We start from the raw sequence: 16,706 nt of genomic DNA on the forward strand, positions 1-16,706 counted from the left end.
AAAGAAGCGCGTTAGGAGTCAGAAGAAACATCGGCTGCGAGCAGGGCCTGCACACAGTCAATCAATGGAGGCAGATGGCGATGGATCACAGACGCAACAGTGAGTGCATCAATGTCACCCAGGTAGTTGTGAACCAGAATGTTGCGGAAACCACTGATTTCACGCCAAGGAATGGTTGGAAACTGCAGCTTCAGATTGTCGGGAAGCATTTGCGTGGCTTCGCAAAGCGTTTGCAAATTGCGAAGCGCAGCGTCGTACAGCACTTCGTCTTGCGTCAAATCACCCCGAGCCTGAATGCGCCCGATTTTCGCGGCCACATCCAGAATGTGGTGGGCATAAGCCTGCCACGATTTGTTCATATGGGCACGGCCTCAGCCAGCACTTGGGCACGGATGTGGGGACTCAGTTCGTGCTCTGGAACCAGGTCGACTTTGCGATGCAACAGATCACCCAGACCTTGCGCCAAAGCCATGCGCTGCGTGATCAGGTCGTAACCGCGGGGGAACTCCACCAAGAAATCGACATCGCTGTCAGGCTGTTCTTCGCGTCGGGCGACAGAGCCGAACACACGCAGTCGAGACGCACCACACTGCGCAGCCAAGCTGTTCAGGCGCGTGTTCATTTGGCGAAGTTGGTCGAGCAGCATGGCAAGATTGGATAGAACGATGGTTTTTGTCTGCAATACAAAGAAAAAAGGGCCTTCAATGGGCCTGAGTCTCTATTGTCGCAAAAAACAAGGCTGCGTCCCAAATTCAGCGCGGCTGTCTCCATCACGATCCGCATCGGTGATGTGAGGTGGATGAGAAAGGGGGCAAACGGACACGGTTGTTCGGCTGACTCTGCATCGGCATGCGCTGCTGGCACCATGCAAGGCCACCAAGGCCGGCGCACCGCTCAGGTCATTGAGGGATAGACATGTTAGTGCCGGTTGGACGCTTGGAAGTCCCGCCACAGACGGTCAACCAGTTCACGCATGCCTTGGTCCTGTGGGATTGAGTAAAGCCCGAGCAAATGGCCCAAGCATTCACGCACATCTGCCCCACCGTTTTCTGTCAAATCAAATGCTTTTTGCAAATCACGCTCTGCTTTAGATGAATGGCCAAGCAGTTGATGGACATAGGCTCTGATGGCAATGGCAATGCCGTTCGAAGGCGATGAGCCTAACTTGCCACCATCTTCGAGTGCCACCAATACATCGTTATCGTGATACTGAAAATTTTCGTCTCTATGAGCCATACGCTTTGCAATGAGCAAGCGCAAAACGCAAGCAGAGATTGTTGCAGACCAAAACACCTTGGAGGGGAATTCGCCCGAGTTGATTTGATGAGGGCCTACTACTCGTTCAGCTTGCTCGTAGAAACGGATTGCTTCTCTTAGTTTTCCATCTTGCGTGTGAGAATCAGCAAGCTCATGCACGTAGATTGGCGCGAGCGAAGGTGGGTAACCCATATATTCATTGGCGCTTAACCCGTACCCTTTACCGTAACAAGCCCTGTGACTGATCGAAAGCCCAATACGTATCTCTATATATCGATAATTTATTGTCTGGAAGCACTTAATGTCGGCAAGGTTCCAGTAGTCCCAGGCATCTGCATATCGCTTGGCTTCAAACGCCTCACGTGCTTTTGAACTCAACGTCTCAAACTCAGGGTCCGCAGTGTCTGGAGGAAGCAGCGCGCCGGGAGCTGCTGCAATGCGTTTTTCATTTGTATAAAAATTTTTTATCGCTGCAAAAATATAAGCGTGGTCATAGCCCAGTTTCTGTTGAATTGCGAACAGGGCTTGGGCTTCTTGACTGGCGTAATCCTTGACAGCATCGATATGCCCTTTGGCTAGATCTTCAAGCACCTGAATTTTTTCTTGTAAGTCAGTACTGTGCTTTTCAAACCAACTTTTAGCAAAGGATGCGGCTTGCCCTTGTGCAGCTTTAATGGCATCCGATTTCGCGTTTTTGTAAGCAAAAAACCCTGCCAATGCCACAACTAACGTGATCAGCAAGCCCAGCACGCCTGCAACGATTCCGAATTGATCAACGGAGCGTGAGACTTGACTCAATTGATCGTCAATCCGCTTGTCCAAGGCCTCTGCCTTGGCTTTCCAGATCTCAGCTTCTTTTTGCTGCGCCTCTTTCAGTGCATCCAGCTTGATTTGCTGAAGGTCTTTGTAGGCGCTCAGTTCAGCTTGGCTGGCCTGCGAGGGCGCGTTGGCGGCAAAGCCACTCAGGCTCAGCAGCAGACCCAAGACAAGCCACAGGACCTGTTGGGCTAAGAGGTTTGCTTTGCGCTTGGACTGATCGGACAGACTTTGGGCACGGTCAAACATGTAGAAATAGAACCCTATTTTGAAAATAGGATTCCATTTTAGTTCTCTAAATAACCGTAAACATCAATCCGCCCGGTAGTTAGGCGCTTCTTTGGTGATCTGCACATCGTGCACATGGCTTTCGCGGATGCCCGCAGCGGTGATTTCCACAAACTGCGAGTCGTTGTGCATGGCTTCAATGGTGGCGCAGCCGCAGTAACCCATGCTGGCCCGCAAACCGCCGGCCATTTGGTAAATGATGGACACGACCGAGCCTTTGTAGGGCACGCGACCTTCGATGCCTTCGGGCACCAGTTTGTCGGCGTTGGGGTTGCCGGTGCTGGACTCTTGGAAATAGCGGTCTGCACTGCCCTGTTGCATGGCACCGATCGAGCCCATGCCACGGTAGCTCTTGTAGCTGCGGCCCTGGAACAACACGATTTCGCCGGGCGCTTCTTCGGTGCCCGCGAACATGCCGCCCATCATCACCGTGCCCGCGCCTGCGGCAATCGCCTTGGCGATGTCGCCGCTGTAGCGAATACCACCGTCGGCAATGAGTGGCACGCCAGTGCCTTTGAGGGCTGTGGCCACACTGTCCACCGCCATGATTTGCGGCACGCCCACGCCCGCCACGATGCGGGTGGTGCAAATCGAGCCAGGGCCGATGCCGACCTTGACGGCATCGGCACCGGCTTCGACCAGCGCCAATGCGGCGGCGCCGGTGGCGATGTTGCCGCCAATGACTTCGATGTGGGGGTAGTTTTGCTTGACCCAGCGCACGCGGTCAAGCACGCCCTTGCTGTGGCCGTGCGCGGTGTCCACCACGATGGCGTCCACGCCAGCACGGGCCAAGGCTTCGACGCGTTCCTCGGTGCCCTCGCCCACACCCACGGCAGCGCCCACGCGCAGCTTGCCCGCACCATCGCGGGCTGCGTTGGGGAAGTTGAGTTGTTTGGTGATGTCTTTGACGGTGATCAGGCCCTTGAGTTCAAAGGCCTCGTTCACCACCAGCAGGCGTTCAAGTTTGTGTTTGTTGAGCAGGTGTTTGGCTTGCTCGGGTGTGGTGCCTTCGGGCACGGTCACCAAACGCTCACGCGGGGTCATGATCTCGCTGACCTTTTGGTCGTAGCGGGTCTCAAAGCGCAGATCACGGCCGGTCACGATGCCGACCACTTGGCCGCCGTCGCACACCGGGAACCCCGACACACCGAGTTCTTCGGACAGGGCCATGACCTGGCGCACTGTGGTGGTGGGCGTGATCACGACCGGATCGCGCAAAACGCCCGACTCATAACGTTTGACCTTGGCCACCTGGGCGGCTTGCTCTTGCGCTGTAAGGTTTTTGTGCACGATGCCGATGCCGCCTTCTTGCGCGATGGCAATGGCCAGCCGGGCTTCGGTCACGGTATCCATGGCGGCGGACACCAAGGGCAGGTTCAGGCGGATGTTGCGGGTGAATTGGGTGGCGAGGGATGTGTCCTTGGGCAGGACTTGGGAGTAGGCGGGGACGAGGAGGACGTCGTCAAAAGTCAGGGCTTTACCGAGTAGGCGCATAAGCTGAGGCTCCAAAAAACGGATTGTACCCCTGTGGGCCAAGGGATTTCCCTGAGAGGCGGCCAAAGAGAGGTGGCCTGAGATGTAGCCAAAATTGCCAAGACCCCAACCAGCGCTTGCCTCTCATTTGGGCTGTTGCTCGCCTGCTCAGGCGTTTTGGTAGTGCAGCACCTTGAGGGATTTTTCAGGGTCTATGTCGACAAAAGCCGCTGGGTTGGCCAGGCGCTCGACAAAACGCAAACTGGGTGCTGCCTCGGCCACTTGGGCATGCAAAAACGGTGTGTCCAGCTCGGGTGCGTTCAGGCAAAGCAACACATGGCCTTGTGGTTCCAGTAAATCCGGCAGGCGGCGGATCAGCTTGATGTAGTCCTTGCTGGCGACGAAGCTGCCTTTTTGGTAGCTGGGCGGGTCGATCACGATCACCCCGTAAGGGCCCATTTTGTTGATCTTGCCCCACGTCTTGAAGATGTCGTGCCCCAAAAAACGGGCTTTGGGCGGCAAGTCATTGAGCCGATGGTTTTGTTGACCGATGGCCAAAGCGCCCTGACTCATGTCCAAGTTCACCACCTGCGCCGCACCACCCTGCAAGGCCACCACCGAAAACGCACAGGTGTAGGCAAACAAGTTGAGGATGTTTTCGTGTTGGGCGTGGCGCTTGAGCCATTCACGGCCATGGGCCATGTCCAGGAACAAGCCGTGGTTCTGCCCACGCATCACATGCACGACGTAACGGGCACCTTGCTCGGTCACCACATGCGGCTCAGGCACACTGCCGGCCATGAGTCGGGTATCGGCTTCACCGGTCACCCTGCTCTGGAAGACCCAATTCATTGGCTGACCTGGGGCCAGCGTGTGCCAGCGGGCCTTCAGCGCGTTTTGGAAAGCGGCCAACTCCTCATCGGTCACCGGCTTGAAGCTGGTCAGCACCCAAACGGGTGCAAACCAATCCAGCGACCATTGTTCACAGCCGGGAAACATGCCACCGCGTCCATGAAAAACACGCTGGGCGTCTTCGAGCAGGGGCATCTGGGCGATGGTGTTCAAAAGCGCTTGCATGCAGGTTTTCAGTAACCGGCAGCAGAGCCGCTTTTGCGATTGGCAAACAGGCCCGTTCGCCCCTTACCCTGACGCTTGAATCGTTGACGCCTGGCCACTTTGGGATCGACTTTCAGGGGGCGGTACAGCTCAATGCGGTCATCGGCTTGCACAAGTTGGGTCCAAGGCACTTTTTGTCCCCATATGCCCGCTTGCTGAAACTGCAACGCAGACAACGTGGTGGCATCCGCTGAGGGCTGGCTTGAGAGCCATTGGGCCACGGCCAGATCCAGCGCCACCTTGACGGTGCAGCCTTCAGGCACCCGCAAGCTTTGCTCGTGCACATGCCGAGGCTCCAGGCTCCAGCACAAGGTGATCTGAATCCTCGAATCAGCCATAAACCGATTCAGCGCGTTTGACAAATGCATCGACCAAACTGGCCGCGATCTTGTCAAAGACCGGCCCGACCAGTGCTGCCAGGGTTTTGCTGGAAAAACCGTACTGCAGATCCAGCTCCACTTTGCAGGCGCGTTGTGACCCATCGCCCACAGGAGTGAATCGCCACATGCCGCTCAGGTTGGAGAACGGCCCTTTGAGCAGACTCATGCCGACCGATCGCCCTTCTTCGTGCGTGTTGCGGGTGGTGAAGGTTTGCTGAATACCGCCCAGGCTGATGCCCACCTCGGCCACCATGCCTTGGGCATCGGTTTCGAGCACGCTGGCACGGTCACACCAAGGCAAAAATTCAGGATAGCTCGCCACATCGGTCACGAGGCGAAACATTTCTTCTGGCGAGTACCAGATCAAAACGGACTTGTGGATATTCTTCATACAATGCAGCGATTGTAGTTTTAGGAGTGATCCTTTTGGGGATCGTCCAGCTGCACTCCCTTGCGAACGGCCGTGCCGTCCTTATCTGCTCCTCATGGCCACCACCAAAAAGTCCCCCGCAGCCCCTGCTTTTGCCAAGATCGCCGAGAACAAAAAAGCGTCTTTCGACTATTTTTTTGAAGAACGCTACGAGGCTGGGATGGTGCTGGAAGGCTGGGAAGTCAAGGCCATCCGTGAAGGCAAGGTGCAACTCACCGACGGGTATGTGGTCATTCGCAATGGCGAGTTGTTCATCATTGGCTGCTTGATCAACCCGCTCAAAACCGCATCAACGCACATCAATCCTGAAGCCGCACGCACACGCAAACTGCTGCTGAACAAAGAAGAGATCAAGCGGCTGATCGGCAAAATCGAGCAAAAGGGCTACACCCTGGTGCCGATCAATTTGCACTGGAAAGCGGGCAAAGTGAAATGCGATATTGCCTTGGCCAAGGGCAAAGCGGAGCACGACAAACGTGACACCATCAAGGACCGTGAGGGCAAGCGCGAAGTGGAACGCGCCATGAAAAGCCGTCACCGGGACCGCTGAGCCAGCCCGATCAGCTGGCAGACATTCAGTTCAAATCGCGCAGCGGGTGTTGTTCCGCCGTCCATGGGCTGACAAAGAAGCGGGCCGCTTCCGCCCGATCCACCTCTTCAACCCGGTCAGGTTTCCACTGGGGCTTGTGGTCTTTGTCGACCGCCAAGGCCCGAATGCCTTCCACCGTTTCGCTGTCTTTGACAGCACGCAGGTGGAAACAATGGTGCACCATGTCACGCTCCATGCGCAGGTCATCGGCCAAGCTCATTTGACGGGCGCGGCGAATTTGCTCCAGCACCACATGCAGCATCAAGGGCGAGCGGTGGCGCAAGACGTGTGCGGTTTTTTGACTCCATTCATCGGTGGCCGACTCCAGTTTGGCCAACATGTCGGCAATGCTGGGCAAACCAAACACGTCATCCATTTGCGGTTGCGGCGTCAGCTTTTCAGGCGCCATGGCACCCGCTTGGGCCAGCACCCAACGCTCCACCGATTCGGCGTTTTCAAAGGGGCTGGTGGTCAGGGTGTTCCAGATGGGCTCCAGCATGCCGCTGGGCAGTGCGATGTCGGCCAATTTGGCGGCCACGGCTTGCGGGCCGCTCAGCATCTGCCCCGTCAGGCCCAGGTATTCGCCCAGACGACCCGGGCAACGGCTCAGGAAATAACCGCCCCCCACATCCGGGAACAAACCAATGTGGGTTTCGGGCATGGCCATCTTGGTGCGTTCGGTCACCACACGCACGCTGGCGCCTTGGCTGATGCCCATGCCGCCACCCATGACGATGCCATCCATGAAGGCGATGTAGGGCTTGCTGTAAGTGTGAATCAGGTGATTGAGGCGGTATTCTTCGGTGAAAAATTCGGCCAAGGCCGCATCGCTTGCGACTGCAGCTTGGTGGAAAAATCGGATGTCACCACCAGCACAAAATGAGCCAAATGGACCCTCTTTGCCCATACCGCGCACGGCAACGGCCAAGACTTGGGGTTCGTTTTTCCAAGCCATCAAGGCATCGGTGAGAAGACGCACCATCTCCAATGACAAGGCGTTCAGTGCCCTCGGGCGGTTCAGGGTGATGCAGCCAATGCGGCCTTCGATCTGTACGATGACATCAGACATTGTTTTGTTTCCAGCCTAACCATTGGTTCATGAGCAAAGCCCCCAAGACCAGGGACCCACCCAACAATACGCTCATTTGCGGGGCTTCGTTGGCACCCCACCAAGCCAATGCAATGCCAAAGACAATCTCGAGCAAACACAGCAATGAGGCTTCGGGCGCTTTGAGCACCCGCACACAAATGACCGAGAGTACGCAAGGAATGGCCAATTGGAACAGGCCAAGGATGGCCAGCAGACCCACATCATGGGCCGATGCCTGGAAAGGCATGGCCAAGGGCAAGGTCAGTAAAGTGGAGAAGATGGCCCCTAACATCACCGATGGAACCAAGTCCAGGCTGTGTCCCTCGTTTTGGCTCTTTTGAGCCAATGTCCATTGAACGGCACCTGCAATAGGCACGCACAAGGCGACCAAAGAGCCGATCAGAAAGTTAGGGTCACCCAAACTCAGCTGTGTGCCGTACATCCAACTGATACCAAGGCCCGCTACCCAAATCGCGATCCAAGTTCTCAAGGGCAAATGATGGCGCAAAAAAACTCGGGTGAAAAGCGCGGTCAGCAATGGGCCCACGGCCATCGTCACCAAAACATTGGCCACTGCCGTCAAGGTCAGGGCGACCATGAAGGCGGTGAACATGACGCTCCAGCACAGGCCAGAAAGCCAAAAGTAGCGGTTGCGCCAGGGCAACCGAGACCACACGCCCCTGCCTTGCCACAACGGCAAGATGATCAACAGGGACACCACGGTAAAGAAGCTGCGCCAGAAGGTGACTTCGAAGCTACGGGCTTCTTCGAGGTACCGCGTGACCACACCGGCCATGGACCACAGGGCGGTGCAACCCACCATGGTCCAAACTGCCATGCCGTGTGTCATGCGCACAGTGGTTCACCCATCACTTGTTGCGCTTGCGGTCGCTTTCCTTCAGGAAGCGCTTGCGCAGACGCACGCTCTTGGGCGTGATTTCGACCAACTCGTCGTCCTCAATGAACTCGACGCCGTATTCCAGGGTCAGGTCAATCGGGGGGGTGATCTTGATCGCGTCTTCCTTGCCGGACACGCGGAAGTTGGTCAGCTGCTTGGTGCGTGTGGCGTTGACCACCAGATCATTGTCACGGCTGTGGATACCCACAATCATGCCTTCGTACACTGGATCGTTCGCCTTGACGAACATGCGGCCACGGTCGTCCAACTTGCCCAGGGCGTATGTGAAGATTTCACCGTCGTCCATTGAGATCAAAACCCCGTTCTTGCGGCCGCCGATATCGCCCTTGTGCAACTCGTAGCTGTCGAAGATGTTGGAAATCAGGCCGGAACCACGGGTCAAGTTCAGGAATTCATTGGTGAACCCGATCAGGCCACGGGCTGGAATGCGGTATTCCAAACGCACACGACCACGGCCATCGGGTTCCATATTGACCAGCTCACCCTTGCGCTCACCCAAGGCTTGCATCACGCCGCCTTGGTGGGTTTCTTCGATGTCGGCGGTGACCAACTCAATGGGCTCATGGCGCTCGCCATTCACATCGCGGAACACGACGCGCGGCTTGGAAACCGCCATCTCGTAGCCTTCGCGGCGCATGTTTTCAAGCAAGATGGTCAGGTGCAATTCACCACGTCCCATGACTTCAAAGATACCTTCTTCATCGGTTTCTTTGACGCGCAACGCCACGTTGTGTTGCAGTTCTTTTTGCAAGCGGTCCCAAATTTGACGGCTGGTGACGAACTTGCCTTCACGACCCGCCAAGGGGCTGGTGTTCACGCAGAAGTTCATGGTCAAAGTGGGTTCGTCCACCTTCAGCATGGGCAGCGGTGCGGGGTTGGCCACATCGGTCACGGTCACGCCGATGTTCAAGTCGGCAATGCCGTTGATCAAGACGATGTCGCCAGGACCGGCTTCGGTCACTTGCACCCGGTCCAGACCCTGGAACTTGAGCACTTGGTTGATGCGGCCTTTGATGGCTTTGCCGTCCAGGCCTTCCATGACCACCACATCCATTTGAGGTTTGATGGTGCCTTGGCTGATGCGGCCCACACCGATGCGACCCACGAACGTGGAGAAGTCGAGCGCAGAAATCTGCAACTGCAACGGCGCTGCGGGGTCACCTTGTTGAGGAGGAACGTGCTTGAGCACGGTGTTGAAAAGGGCCGACATGTCAGGGCCCCATTGCTCACCAGGCGCTCCCTCTTCCAACGATGTCCAGCCGTTGATGCCGGAGGCGTACACGACAGGGAAATCCAGCTGTTCGTCGTTGGCACCGAGTTTGTCGAACAAATCAAAAGCGGCGTTGACCACTTTGTCGGGGTTGGCGCCAGGCTTGTCGACCTTGTTCACCACGACGATGGGCTTGAGGCCCAAGGCCAGGGCTTTTTTGGTCACGAAGCGGGTCTGAGGCATCGGGCCTTCTTGCGCATCGATCAAAAGCACCACGCCATCGACCATGGACAAAGCACGTTCCACTTCGCCACCGAAGTCCGCGTGACCGGGCGTGTCGACGATGTTGATGTGGGTGCCTTCCCAGCTCACGGCGCAGTTCTTGGCCAGAATGGTGATGCCGCGCTCGCGTTCGATGGCGTTGTTGTCCATCACGGTGTCCACGATTTTTTCGTGGTCAGCGAAGGTGCCCGACTGGCGAAGCAGTTGGTCCACCATGGTGGTTTTGCCATGGTCAACGTGGGCGATGATGGCGATGTTGCGAATTTGCTTGGTCATGCTTTCTCTTCCTTTAAACCTGCTCGGCCAGCAACGGCTCGGTGGCAGGTGAACTTTCTAAAATCTGTTGAATTTCCATCGGGCTCAACAATCGACCCGGAATCAATTCGCCGCCATGCACAACTGCTGTTCCCAGCAAGGCACGAGGATGCTCTCCATACACCACGACTTGATCACAATCAACCCAAGGGCCTTTTCTGCGCACCCCATTCAAAAAACGATCCGTACTGTCTTTGTCCAACTGCACCTCTGTAAAACCAGGCAGCAAGACATCGACCGGCTGCAACGCGGCCAAACGACTCACTTCATCCATGACTTCCAGTTGCGCCAATGACACACATTGGGCTTCTGCAAATGGCCCCGTGACCACGCGGCGCAAAGCGCTCAAGTGGCCACCACAACCCAAAGCTTCGGCGATGTCTTCGCCCAGCGTTCGGATGTAAGTGCCTTTGCTGCAACGCACACGCAAGCGCAAAAAAGGCGCATCGCCTTGCAGTTGCATGTCCAGCAGGTCCAGATCATGGATCTCCACGTTGCGCGCTGCGCGCTCAACGGTTTCGCCCTCTCGGGCATATTCGTACAAGGCTTTGCCGTCCTTTTTCAAGGCACTGTGCATCGGAGGCACTTGGCTGATCGGTCCCATGAAGCGATCCAACACTTCGACCACCGTACCTGCTGAACATGACACTTCTCGGACAGAGATCACATCGCCTTCGGCATCACCGGTGCTGGTTTTTAAACCCAGTCGCACCGTGGTTTCATAGGTCTTGTCAGCATCCAGATGCTGTTGACTGAATTTCGTGGCTGCACCAAAACACAAGGGTAAAACCCCTGTTGCCAAAGGATCGAGCGTGCCGGTGTGGCCGGCTTTTTCGGCCCGCAGCAACCACTTGGCTTTTTGCAAAGCTTGGTTACTGGAAAGACCCAGCGGCTTGTCGAGCAACAACACCCCATGCACAGGGCGCCGCTGCACCCTGGTGCGTGGCGTGTTCATGCTCAGTCCTCCTGGGCGCGAGAGGACACGGCCTTGGCGATCAAGGCATTCATGTCGGATGCACGTTCGGTGGTGCGGTCAAACAAAAAATGCAAGGTCGGCACGGTGTGGATGTGCAAACGCTTGAACAAGCCGTTGCGCAGAAACCCTGCAGCAGCATTCAGCCCTTCAGTCGCTTCTTCGGGATTGCCCGTCAAAACGCTGAAGTAAACCTTGGCGTGAGCGTAATCGGGCGTGACCTCGATCGCGTTGATGGTCACCATGCCCACACGCGGATCTTTCAGCTCGCGCGCAATCAACTCGGCCAGATCCCGCTGGATCTGGTCGGCCACGCGGAAACCGCGGTTGGGCACTGAGGACTGCTTTCTACGCACCATTTACAGCGTTCTCGCAATTTCCTTGACGTCGAAGAATTCGAGGTAATCGCCTTCTTTGATGTCGTTGTAATTTTTGAGTTTGATACCACACTCGAAGCCTTCTTTGACTTCGCGCACGTCGTCTTTGAGGCGTTTGAGGGAGTCGAGTTCACCGGTGTAGATGACCACGTTGTCGCGCAACAAACGGAACTTGGCACTGCGGGTGACTTGACCCGAAGTGACCATACAACCCGCAACGGTACCGATTTTGGACGCCACGAACACGGTCCGGATTTCGGCCATGCCCATGATTTCTTCGCGTTGTTCTGGCGCCAACATGCCCGACATCGCGGCCTTGAGCTCATCCACAGCGTCATAAATGATGTTGTAGTAGTGCAAATCAACGCCATTGCCTTCGGCCAACTTGCGAGCGCCGGCATCGGCACGCACGTTGAAACCGATCACGATGGCCTTGGATGCAATCGCCAGGTTGATGTCCGACTCGCTGATGCCACCCACACCGGAGTAAACCAGCTGGACTTTGACTTCTTCGTTGGACAACTTGAGCAAGGACGCGCCCAAGGCTTCTTGCGAACCCTGCACGTCGGCCTTGATGATGATGGGCAGCATCTTGACTTCGCCGGCCGACATGTCGGTGAACATGTTTTCGAGCTTGGCGGCTTGTTGCTTGGCCAGCTTGGTGTTGCGGAATTTGCCTGCGCGGTATGTGGCGATTTCGCGGGCACGGCGCTCATCGCCCATGACCATGAATTCGTCACCGGCTTGCGGCACTTCGGTCAGACCCTGAATTTCAACTGGAATCGATGGACCGGCCGACTTGATGGCTGCACCGTTTTCGTCCAGCATGGCGCGCACGCGGCCAAAAGTCTGACCTGCAAGCACCACGTCACCCGTGTTCAAGGTACCCGACTGAACGAGGATGGTGGCCACAGGACCACGGCCCTTGTCCAGACGCGCTTCGATGACCAGGCCCTTGGCGGCAGCTTGCACCGGGGCCTTGAGTTCCAGCACTTCGGCCTGCAGGAGAACTTGCTCCAACAGGTCGTCGATGCCCATACCGGTCTTGGCTGAAACGGAGACAAAAGGCGACTCGCCACCGAACTCTTCGGGCACGACTTCTTCAGAAATCAGCTCGGAACGCACGCGCTCGATGTTCGAATCGGGTTTGTCCATCTTGTTGATGGCGACCACGATGGGGACGCCGGCAGCTTTGGCGTGTTTGATGGCTTCCTTGGTTTGCGGCATCACGCCGTCGTCACCGGCCACCACGAGGATCACGATATCGGTGGCCTGTGCGCCACGGGCACGCATGGCCGTGAAGGCCTCGTGACCTGGGGTGTCCAGGAAAGAGATCATGCCGCGAGGCGTTTCGACGTGATAAGCACCAATGTGCTGCGTGATGCCACCGGCTTCGCCCGAAGCCACTTTGGCGCGTCGGATGTAGTCCAGCAGCGAGGTTTTGCCGTGGTCCACGTGGCCCATGACGGTGACCACTGGGGCACGCGGCAATGATTCCGCTTGTTGGTCCAACACTTCATCGTCGGTGAAGGCTTCAGGATCATCCAGCGCCGCCACCACCGCTTTGTGACCCATTTCTTCCACCACGATCATGGCGGTGTCTTGGTCCAAGGGCTGGTTCATGGTGGCCATTTGGCCCAGCTTCATCAGGTGTTTGATGACCTCCGACGCCTTGATGGCCATTTTGTGAGCCAACTCGGAGACGGTGATGGTTTCGGGTACGTGAACTTCAATCACGCGGACTTCGGTCGGGGCCTGCTGGTTTTGGCCATCATCACGGTCGCGGTCATTGCCACGGCGGCCGCGGGGGCCTGTGCGCCAATTGTTGCGCCCCACGCCACCACTGGTGTCACCACGGGTGGGAATGGCTTTCTTTTTAGCAGGATCACCAGCCCAGCTGGAAGACAGCTTGGCGGATTTGACTTCTTTGTTGGCGCCAGGTGCCGCCGGGGCGGCTGCTTGAGCCGCCGCAGCACGGGTACCGGGTGCAGGCGTTCCTGCAGGTTTGTGCAAGGTCCCTTTGACGGCCGCCTTGGGCTCGGCTTTGGCCTCATCTTTTTTGGCAACCAACACCTTTTTGGGCGCATTCATCATGCTGCGAATGGCTTCGGCTTCGGCCAAAGCTTTGCGGCGACGCAGGTCCAAGTCTTGGGCGCGTGCAGTTTCCTCGTCGGCTTTGGCTTTGGAATCCGCCGCAGCTTTGAGCACTGCGGCTTCGCGCACAGCCTGATCGGCTTTGACTTTGGCTGTGGCAGCTTCTACCGCCTCGGCAGCTTTGTTTGCCGCTTTGTCTTCGGCAGACACCGCTGGCGTCGACTTGGCTTGAGAGGCCGCGTTGATGCTGGCCGCTTCAGCACGCGCCAACTGTTCGCGGTCAGCACGACTCAAAGCTGGTTTGTCGGCTGCAAGATCGGTAGACAAGGCAGCCGCTTCAGCCAAAGCCTGGGCTTCTGCCTGCGCTTGGGCTTCTTGCGCTGCCATCTCAGAACGCAGCTGGGCTTCTTGTGCCTCACGTTGACGGCGCATTTCAGCCAGCTCTTGCTCTTGGCGACTGATCAGCTCGGCTTGGTGGCGGGCTTCTTCTTCGCGACGGGCCAAATCGGCATGGTCCACCACCGGCTCATCGACCGCAGCACTCGGTTCATCATCACGTTTGAGCAATGTGCGTTTTTTACGCACCTCGACTTGAATCGTGCGTGCCTTGCCTGAGGCATCGGCTTGTTTGATCTCGCTGGTCGATTTCTTGACCAAGGTGATCTTTTTGCGGTCGGCCGTGACGGTGCCGTGGCTCGCTTGCAGGTAACTGAGCAATTTTTGCTTGTCAGCGTCTGTCAAAACATCGCTGTCAGACGCTTTTGCGACCCCAGCAGATCGCAATTGATCAAGCAGGACGTCGGCAGATTTTTTGAGTTCATTGGCGAACTCGGCAACAGTGGTACTGGACATAATTTTGTTCAAGACTCCATCAGGCTTCAGGCCTGGCCAGCGAACCAATGCTCGCGGGCTTTCATGATCAAGGCGGTTGCCTCTTCAGCTGTTTGAGCCGTGATGTCGGTTAACTCATCGGTGGCCAAATCAGCCAGGTCATCACGGGTTTGAATGCCCGCTTCCACCAGCTTAGAAATCAACTCAGGCGTCAAGCCCGGCAGGTCACGCAGATCCTGGGAGACGTCTTCAACGCTCTCTTCACGCGCAATTTCGAGCGTCAGCAGCGCATCTTTGGCGCGAGTGCGCAGTTCATTGATGGTGTCTTCGTCGAAGCTTTCGATCTCCAGCATTTCTTGAATCGGCACGTAGGCCACTTCTTCCAAGCTGGCAAAACCCTCACCGATCAAGATGTCGGCAATTTCTTGGTCGACATCCAGCTTTTCCATGAACAATTGGCGAATGCCCGTGGTCTCTTCAGCCTGCTTTTGGGCGGACTCGGCCGCGTCCATGATGTTGATTTTCCAACCTGTGAGGTCAGAAGCCAGACGCACGTTTTGACCACCACGTCCAATGGCGATCGCGAGGTTTTCCTCGTCCACCACCACGTCCATGGCGTGTTTTTCTTCGTCCACCACAATGGATTGCACATTGGCAGGCGCCAGGGCGCCAATCACGAACTGGGCGGGGTCTTCACTCCACAACACAATGTCTACCCGCTCACCAGCCAATTCGTTGGTCACGGCGTTGACGCGGGTACCACGAACGCCAACGCAAGTACCGATGGGGTCAACGCGTTTGTCATGCGACAAAACCGCGATCTTGGCGCGTGAACCCGGGTCACGGGCGCAAGTTTTGATTTCCAACAAGCCTTGCTCAATCTCGGGTACTTCTTGGCGGAAAAGTTCAATCATGAACTCAGGCGCTGAGCGCGACAGCAAAATTGGCGCGCCGCGCAGGGTCAGGTCCACTTCCATGATCATGGCGCGCACACGGTCACCGCTGCGCAGATTTTCCTTGGGGATCATCTCGCTGCGTCTCAAGCGGCCTTCGATGCGGCCCGACTCGCAGATGATGTCGCCTTTGTCCATGCGCTTGACGGTGCCAACAAAGATTTTTTCGCCACGGGACATGAAGTCGTTGAGCAGCATTTCGCGTTCAGCATCACGGATTTTTTGCAAAATCACTTGCTTGGCAGCCATGGCGCCAATGCGACCAATCGGCACGGACTCGATCGTTTCTTCGATGTACTCGTCCACCTCGATGTCGGGGATCTGCTCTTTGGCTTCAAACAACAGGATTTCTTGCTCAGGCAGTTGCAAACCCGCTTCATCGGGGACCACATGCCAGCGGCGAAAGCTCTCGTAATTGCCGCTGTCGCGGTCAACGGCGACGCGAATATCAACTTCGCCAGTGAACAATTTTTTGGTGGCTTGGGCCAACGCCGCTTCAACGGCACCAAACACCACGTCGCGCTCAACGTTCTTTTCACGTGAGATGGCTTCGACCAACATCAACATTTCGCGGTTCATGACTTAACTCTCCTGTTCTAACGGGCCAAACAATCAGGCCCTAAATACTTGATCTGGAAAATGGACCGGCCGTCAGGCTTCTTGTTTGGACTTGCGTCCTTTGAAATCCACCACGGGGGCAAGGCGCGCTTCGCGCAACTCATCCAATACAAAACCCAGCGCATTCAGTGGCGCAGGAATTCTTTTTTTGCTGACTTTTTGACCGGGCTTGACAGCAGGGGCATCGCTCCAGACGATTTGCCAACCTTGACCGGTGGCGTCACGCTCAAGCGTGCCACGAAATTTTTTGCGCGTTGGGTTGACCATGCCCGCTGATTTGTCACCCATCGGAACCTTGAGGGTGATGTCGATCAACTCACCTACAAAACGCTCAAAATCCTGCGCATTGCGCAAAGGGCGATCGATGCCAGGAGAGGACACCTCTAGGCGGTTGTAGGTCACTCCGTCAACTTCCAAAGCAAACTGCAATTGGCGGTTGACTTTTTCGCAGTCTTCAACGTTGATGAAAAGTTCAGACCCAACAGTCCACGGCCAATCAATCGTGATGCGCAATAAACCGCCCGCTGTGCGGTCGATCTCGACCAGGTCATAACCCAGTCCAGTCACAGTTTCTTGAACAATTTGCTGCAATGCCACAGAGCTTCAGGATGTCAACGTTAAAAAAGAAAGACCCAAAAAAAACGGGCGGTGAAAACCCGCCCGTTTGGTCGTGAAGACAATATTCTATCTGATAA

General features: G+C 56.4%; 16 protein-coding genes. 1 reads left to right on the forward strand and 15 read right to left on the reverse strand.

Annotated elements, in window-relative coordinates:
• Nucleotides 1-11: 11 nt before the first annotated feature.
• From B472_RS00590 to B472_RS00620, 7 genes are all read right to left on the reverse strand, one after another.
• A complete protein-coding gene (locus tag B472_RS00590) occupies nucleotides 12-359 on the reverse strand; it encodes a DUF86 domain-containing protein (protein WP_019427877.1) in 348 nt (115 codons plus the stop codon).
• Complete coding sequence (locus B472_RS00595; RefSeq protein ID WP_019427878.1) at nucleotides 356-646, reverse strand: nucleotidyltransferase family protein; 291 nt, start codon at nucleotides 644-646, stop codon at nucleotides 356-358. Before B472_RS00595 ends, B472_RS00590 begins: the two co-directional genes overlap by 4 nt.
• Nucleotides 647-918: 272 nt before the next feature.
• Nucleotides 919-2,322, reverse strand: a complete 1,404-nt coding sequence (locus tag B472_RS00600; RefSeq protein WP_019427879.1) for a hypothetical protein — start codon at nucleotides 2,320-2,322, stop codon at nucleotides 919-921.
• A 63-nt stretch (nucleotides 2,323-2,385) separates the two neighbouring features.
• Nucleotides 2,386-3,855 carry an IMP dehydrogenase gene (gene guaB / locus B472_RS00605; RefSeq protein WP_019427880.1) on the reverse strand — a complete coding sequence of 490 codons (1,470 nt, stop codon included), beginning with the start codon at nucleotides 3,853-3,855 and terminating at the stop codon, nucleotides 2,386-2,388.
• A gap of 147 nt (nucleotides 3,856-4,002) precedes the next feature.
• A complete protein-coding gene (locus B472_RS00610) occupies nucleotides 4,003-4,911 on the reverse strand; it encodes a class I SAM-dependent methyltransferase (RefSeq protein ID WP_019427881.1) in 909 nt (302 codons plus the stop codon).
• Between the two features lie 8 nt (nucleotides 4,912-4,919).
• Nucleotides 4,920-5,288 carry an RnfH family protein gene (locus B472_RS00615; protein ID WP_019427882.1) on the reverse strand — a complete coding sequence of 123 codons (369 nt, stop codon included), beginning with the start codon at nucleotides 5,286-5,288 and terminating at the stop codon, nucleotides 4,920-4,922.
• Nucleotides 5,281-5,721, reverse strand: a complete 441-nt coding sequence (locus B472_RS00620) for a type II toxin-antitoxin system RatA family toxin (RefSeq protein ID WP_019427883.1) — start codon at nucleotides 5,719-5,721, stop codon at nucleotides 5,281-5,283. The genes B472_RS00615 and B472_RS00620 overlap by 8 nt, the downstream gene beginning before the upstream one ends.
• A gap of 94 nt (nucleotides 5,722-5,815) precedes the next feature.
• On the opposite strand from B472_RS00620, the gene smpB reads away from it, so the two are divergent.
• A complete protein-coding gene (gene smpB / locus B472_RS00625; protein WP_019427884.1) occupies nucleotides 5,816-6,310 on the forward strand; it encodes an SsrA-binding protein SmpB in 495 nt (164 codons plus the stop codon).
• A 25-nt stretch (nucleotides 6,311-6,335) separates the two neighbouring features.
• Here smpB and B472_RS00630 read toward each other — a convergent pair whose 3' ends face one another.
• From B472_RS00630 to rimP, 8 genes are all read right to left on the reverse strand, one after another.
• Nucleotides 6,336-7,418: an enoyl-CoA hydratase/isomerase family protein gene (locus B472_RS00630; protein WP_019427885.1), complete on the reverse strand. Its 1,083-nt coding sequence runs from the start codon at nucleotides 7,416-7,418 to the stop codon at nucleotides 6,336-6,338.
• On the reverse strand, nucleotides 7,411-8,277 hold the full coding sequence (locus tag B472_RS00635) for a DMT family transporter (protein WP_238147352.1): 867 nt from the start codon (nucleotides 8,275-8,277) through the stop codon (nucleotides 7,411-7,413). Before B472_RS00635 ends, B472_RS00630 begins: the two co-directional genes overlap by 8 nt.
• Before the next feature lie 31 nt (nucleotides 8,278-8,308).
• Complete coding sequence (gene typA, locus B472_RS00640; protein WP_019427887.1) at nucleotides 8,309-10,126, reverse strand: translational GTPase TypA; 1,818 nt, start codon at nucleotides 10,124-10,126, stop codon at nucleotides 8,309-8,311.
• Nucleotides 10,127-10,139: 13 nt separating this feature from the next.
• Complete coding sequence (truB, locus tag B472_RS00645) at nucleotides 10,140-11,120, reverse strand: tRNA pseudouridine(55) synthase TruB (protein WP_019427888.1); 981 nt, start codon at nucleotides 11,118-11,120, stop codon at nucleotides 10,140-10,142.
• A 2-nt stretch (nucleotides 11,121-11,122) separates the two neighbouring features.
• Nucleotides 11,123-11,497: a 30S ribosome-binding factor RbfA gene (gene rbfA / locus B472_RS00650; protein ID WP_019427889.1), complete on the reverse strand. Its 375-nt coding sequence runs from the start codon at nucleotides 11,495-11,497 to the stop codon at nucleotides 11,123-11,125.
• Entirely contained in the window at nucleotides 11,498-14,461 is a 2,964-nt protein-coding gene (gene infB / locus B472_RS00655; protein WP_019427890.1) for a translation initiation factor IF-2, read from the reverse strand.
• Nucleotides 14,462-14,487: 26 nt separating this feature from the next.
• Nucleotides 14,488-15,972: a transcription termination factor NusA gene (nusA, locus tag B472_RS00660; protein WP_019427891.1), complete on the reverse strand. Its 1,485-nt coding sequence runs from the start codon at nucleotides 15,970-15,972 to the stop codon at nucleotides 14,488-14,490.
• 72 nt (nucleotides 15,973-16,044) lie between these two features.
• Nucleotides 16,045-16,608: a ribosome maturation factor RimP gene (gene rimP, locus B472_RS00665; RefSeq protein ID WP_019427892.1), complete on the reverse strand. Its 564-nt coding sequence runs from the start codon at nucleotides 16,606-16,608 to the stop codon at nucleotides 16,045-16,047.
• Between the last annotated feature and the right edge of the window lie 98 nt (nucleotides 16,609-16,706).

This window comes from Limnohabitans sp. Rim28 (assembly GCF_000293865.2).
Taxonomy (GTDB): Bacteria; Pseudomonadota; Gammaproteobacteria; order Burkholderiales; family Burkholderiaceae_C; genus Limnohabitans_A.

Excerpts from the sequence above, each read along its gene's own strand:
- B472_RS00635 (WP_238147352.1), bottom strand. The coding sequence starts at position 8,277 with ATGGCAGTTTGGACCATGGTGGGTTGCACCGCCCTGTGGTCCATGGCC.
- infB (WP_019427890.1), bottom strand. The coding sequence starts at position 14,461 with ATGTCCAGTACCACTGTTGCCGAGTTCGCCAATGAACTCAAAAAATCT.
- B472_RS00600 (WP_019427879.1), bottom strand. The coding sequence starts at position 2,322 with ATGTTTGACCGTGCCCAAAGTCTGTCCGATCAGTCCAAGCGCAAAGCA.
- typA (WP_019427887.1), bottom strand. The coding sequence starts at position 10,126 with ATGACCAAGCAAATTCGCAACATCGCCATCATCGCCCACGTTGACCAT.
- B472_RS00610 (WP_019427881.1), bottom strand. The coding sequence starts at position 4,911 with ATGCAAGCGCTTTTGAACACCATCGCCCAGATGCCCCTGCTCGAAGAC.
- guaB (WP_019427880.1), bottom strand. The coding sequence starts at position 3,855 with ATGCGCCTACTCGGTAAAGCCCTGACTTTTGACGACGTCCTCCTCGTC.
- B472_RS00615 (WP_019427882.1), bottom strand. The coding sequence starts at position 5,288 with ATGGCTGATTCGAGGATTCAGATCACCTTGTGCTGGAGCCTGGAGCCT.
- rbfA (WP_019427889.1), bottom strand. The coding sequence starts at position 11,497 with ATGGTGCGTAGAAAGCAGTCCTCAGTGCCCAACCGCGGTTTCCGCGTG.
- smpB (WP_019427884.1), top strand. The coding sequence starts at position 5,816 with ATGGCCACCACCAAAAAGTCCCCCGCAGCCCCTGCTTTTGCCAAGATC.
- nusA (WP_019427891.1), bottom strand. The coding sequence starts at position 15,972 with ATGAACCGCGAAATGTTGATGTTGGTCGAAGCCATCTCACGTGAAAAG.
- B472_RS00595 (WP_019427878.1), bottom strand. The coding sequence starts at position 646 with ATGCTGCTCGACCAACTTCGCCAAATGAACACGCGCCTGAACAGCTTG.
- truB (WP_019427888.1), bottom strand. The coding sequence starts at position 11,120 with ATGAACACGCCACGCACCAGGGTGCAGCGGCGCCCTGTGCATGGGGTG.
- B472_RS00590 (WP_019427877.1), bottom strand. The coding sequence starts at position 359 with ATGAACAAATCGTGGCAGGCTTATGCCCACCACATTCTGGATGTGGCC.
- B472_RS00620 (WP_019427883.1), bottom strand. The coding sequence starts at position 5,721 with ATGAAGAATATCCACAAGTCCGTTTTGATCTGGTACTCGCCAGAAGAA.
- B472_RS00630 (WP_019427885.1), bottom strand. The coding sequence starts at position 7,418 with ATGTCTGATGTCATCGTACAGATCGAAGGCCGCATTGGCTGCATCACC.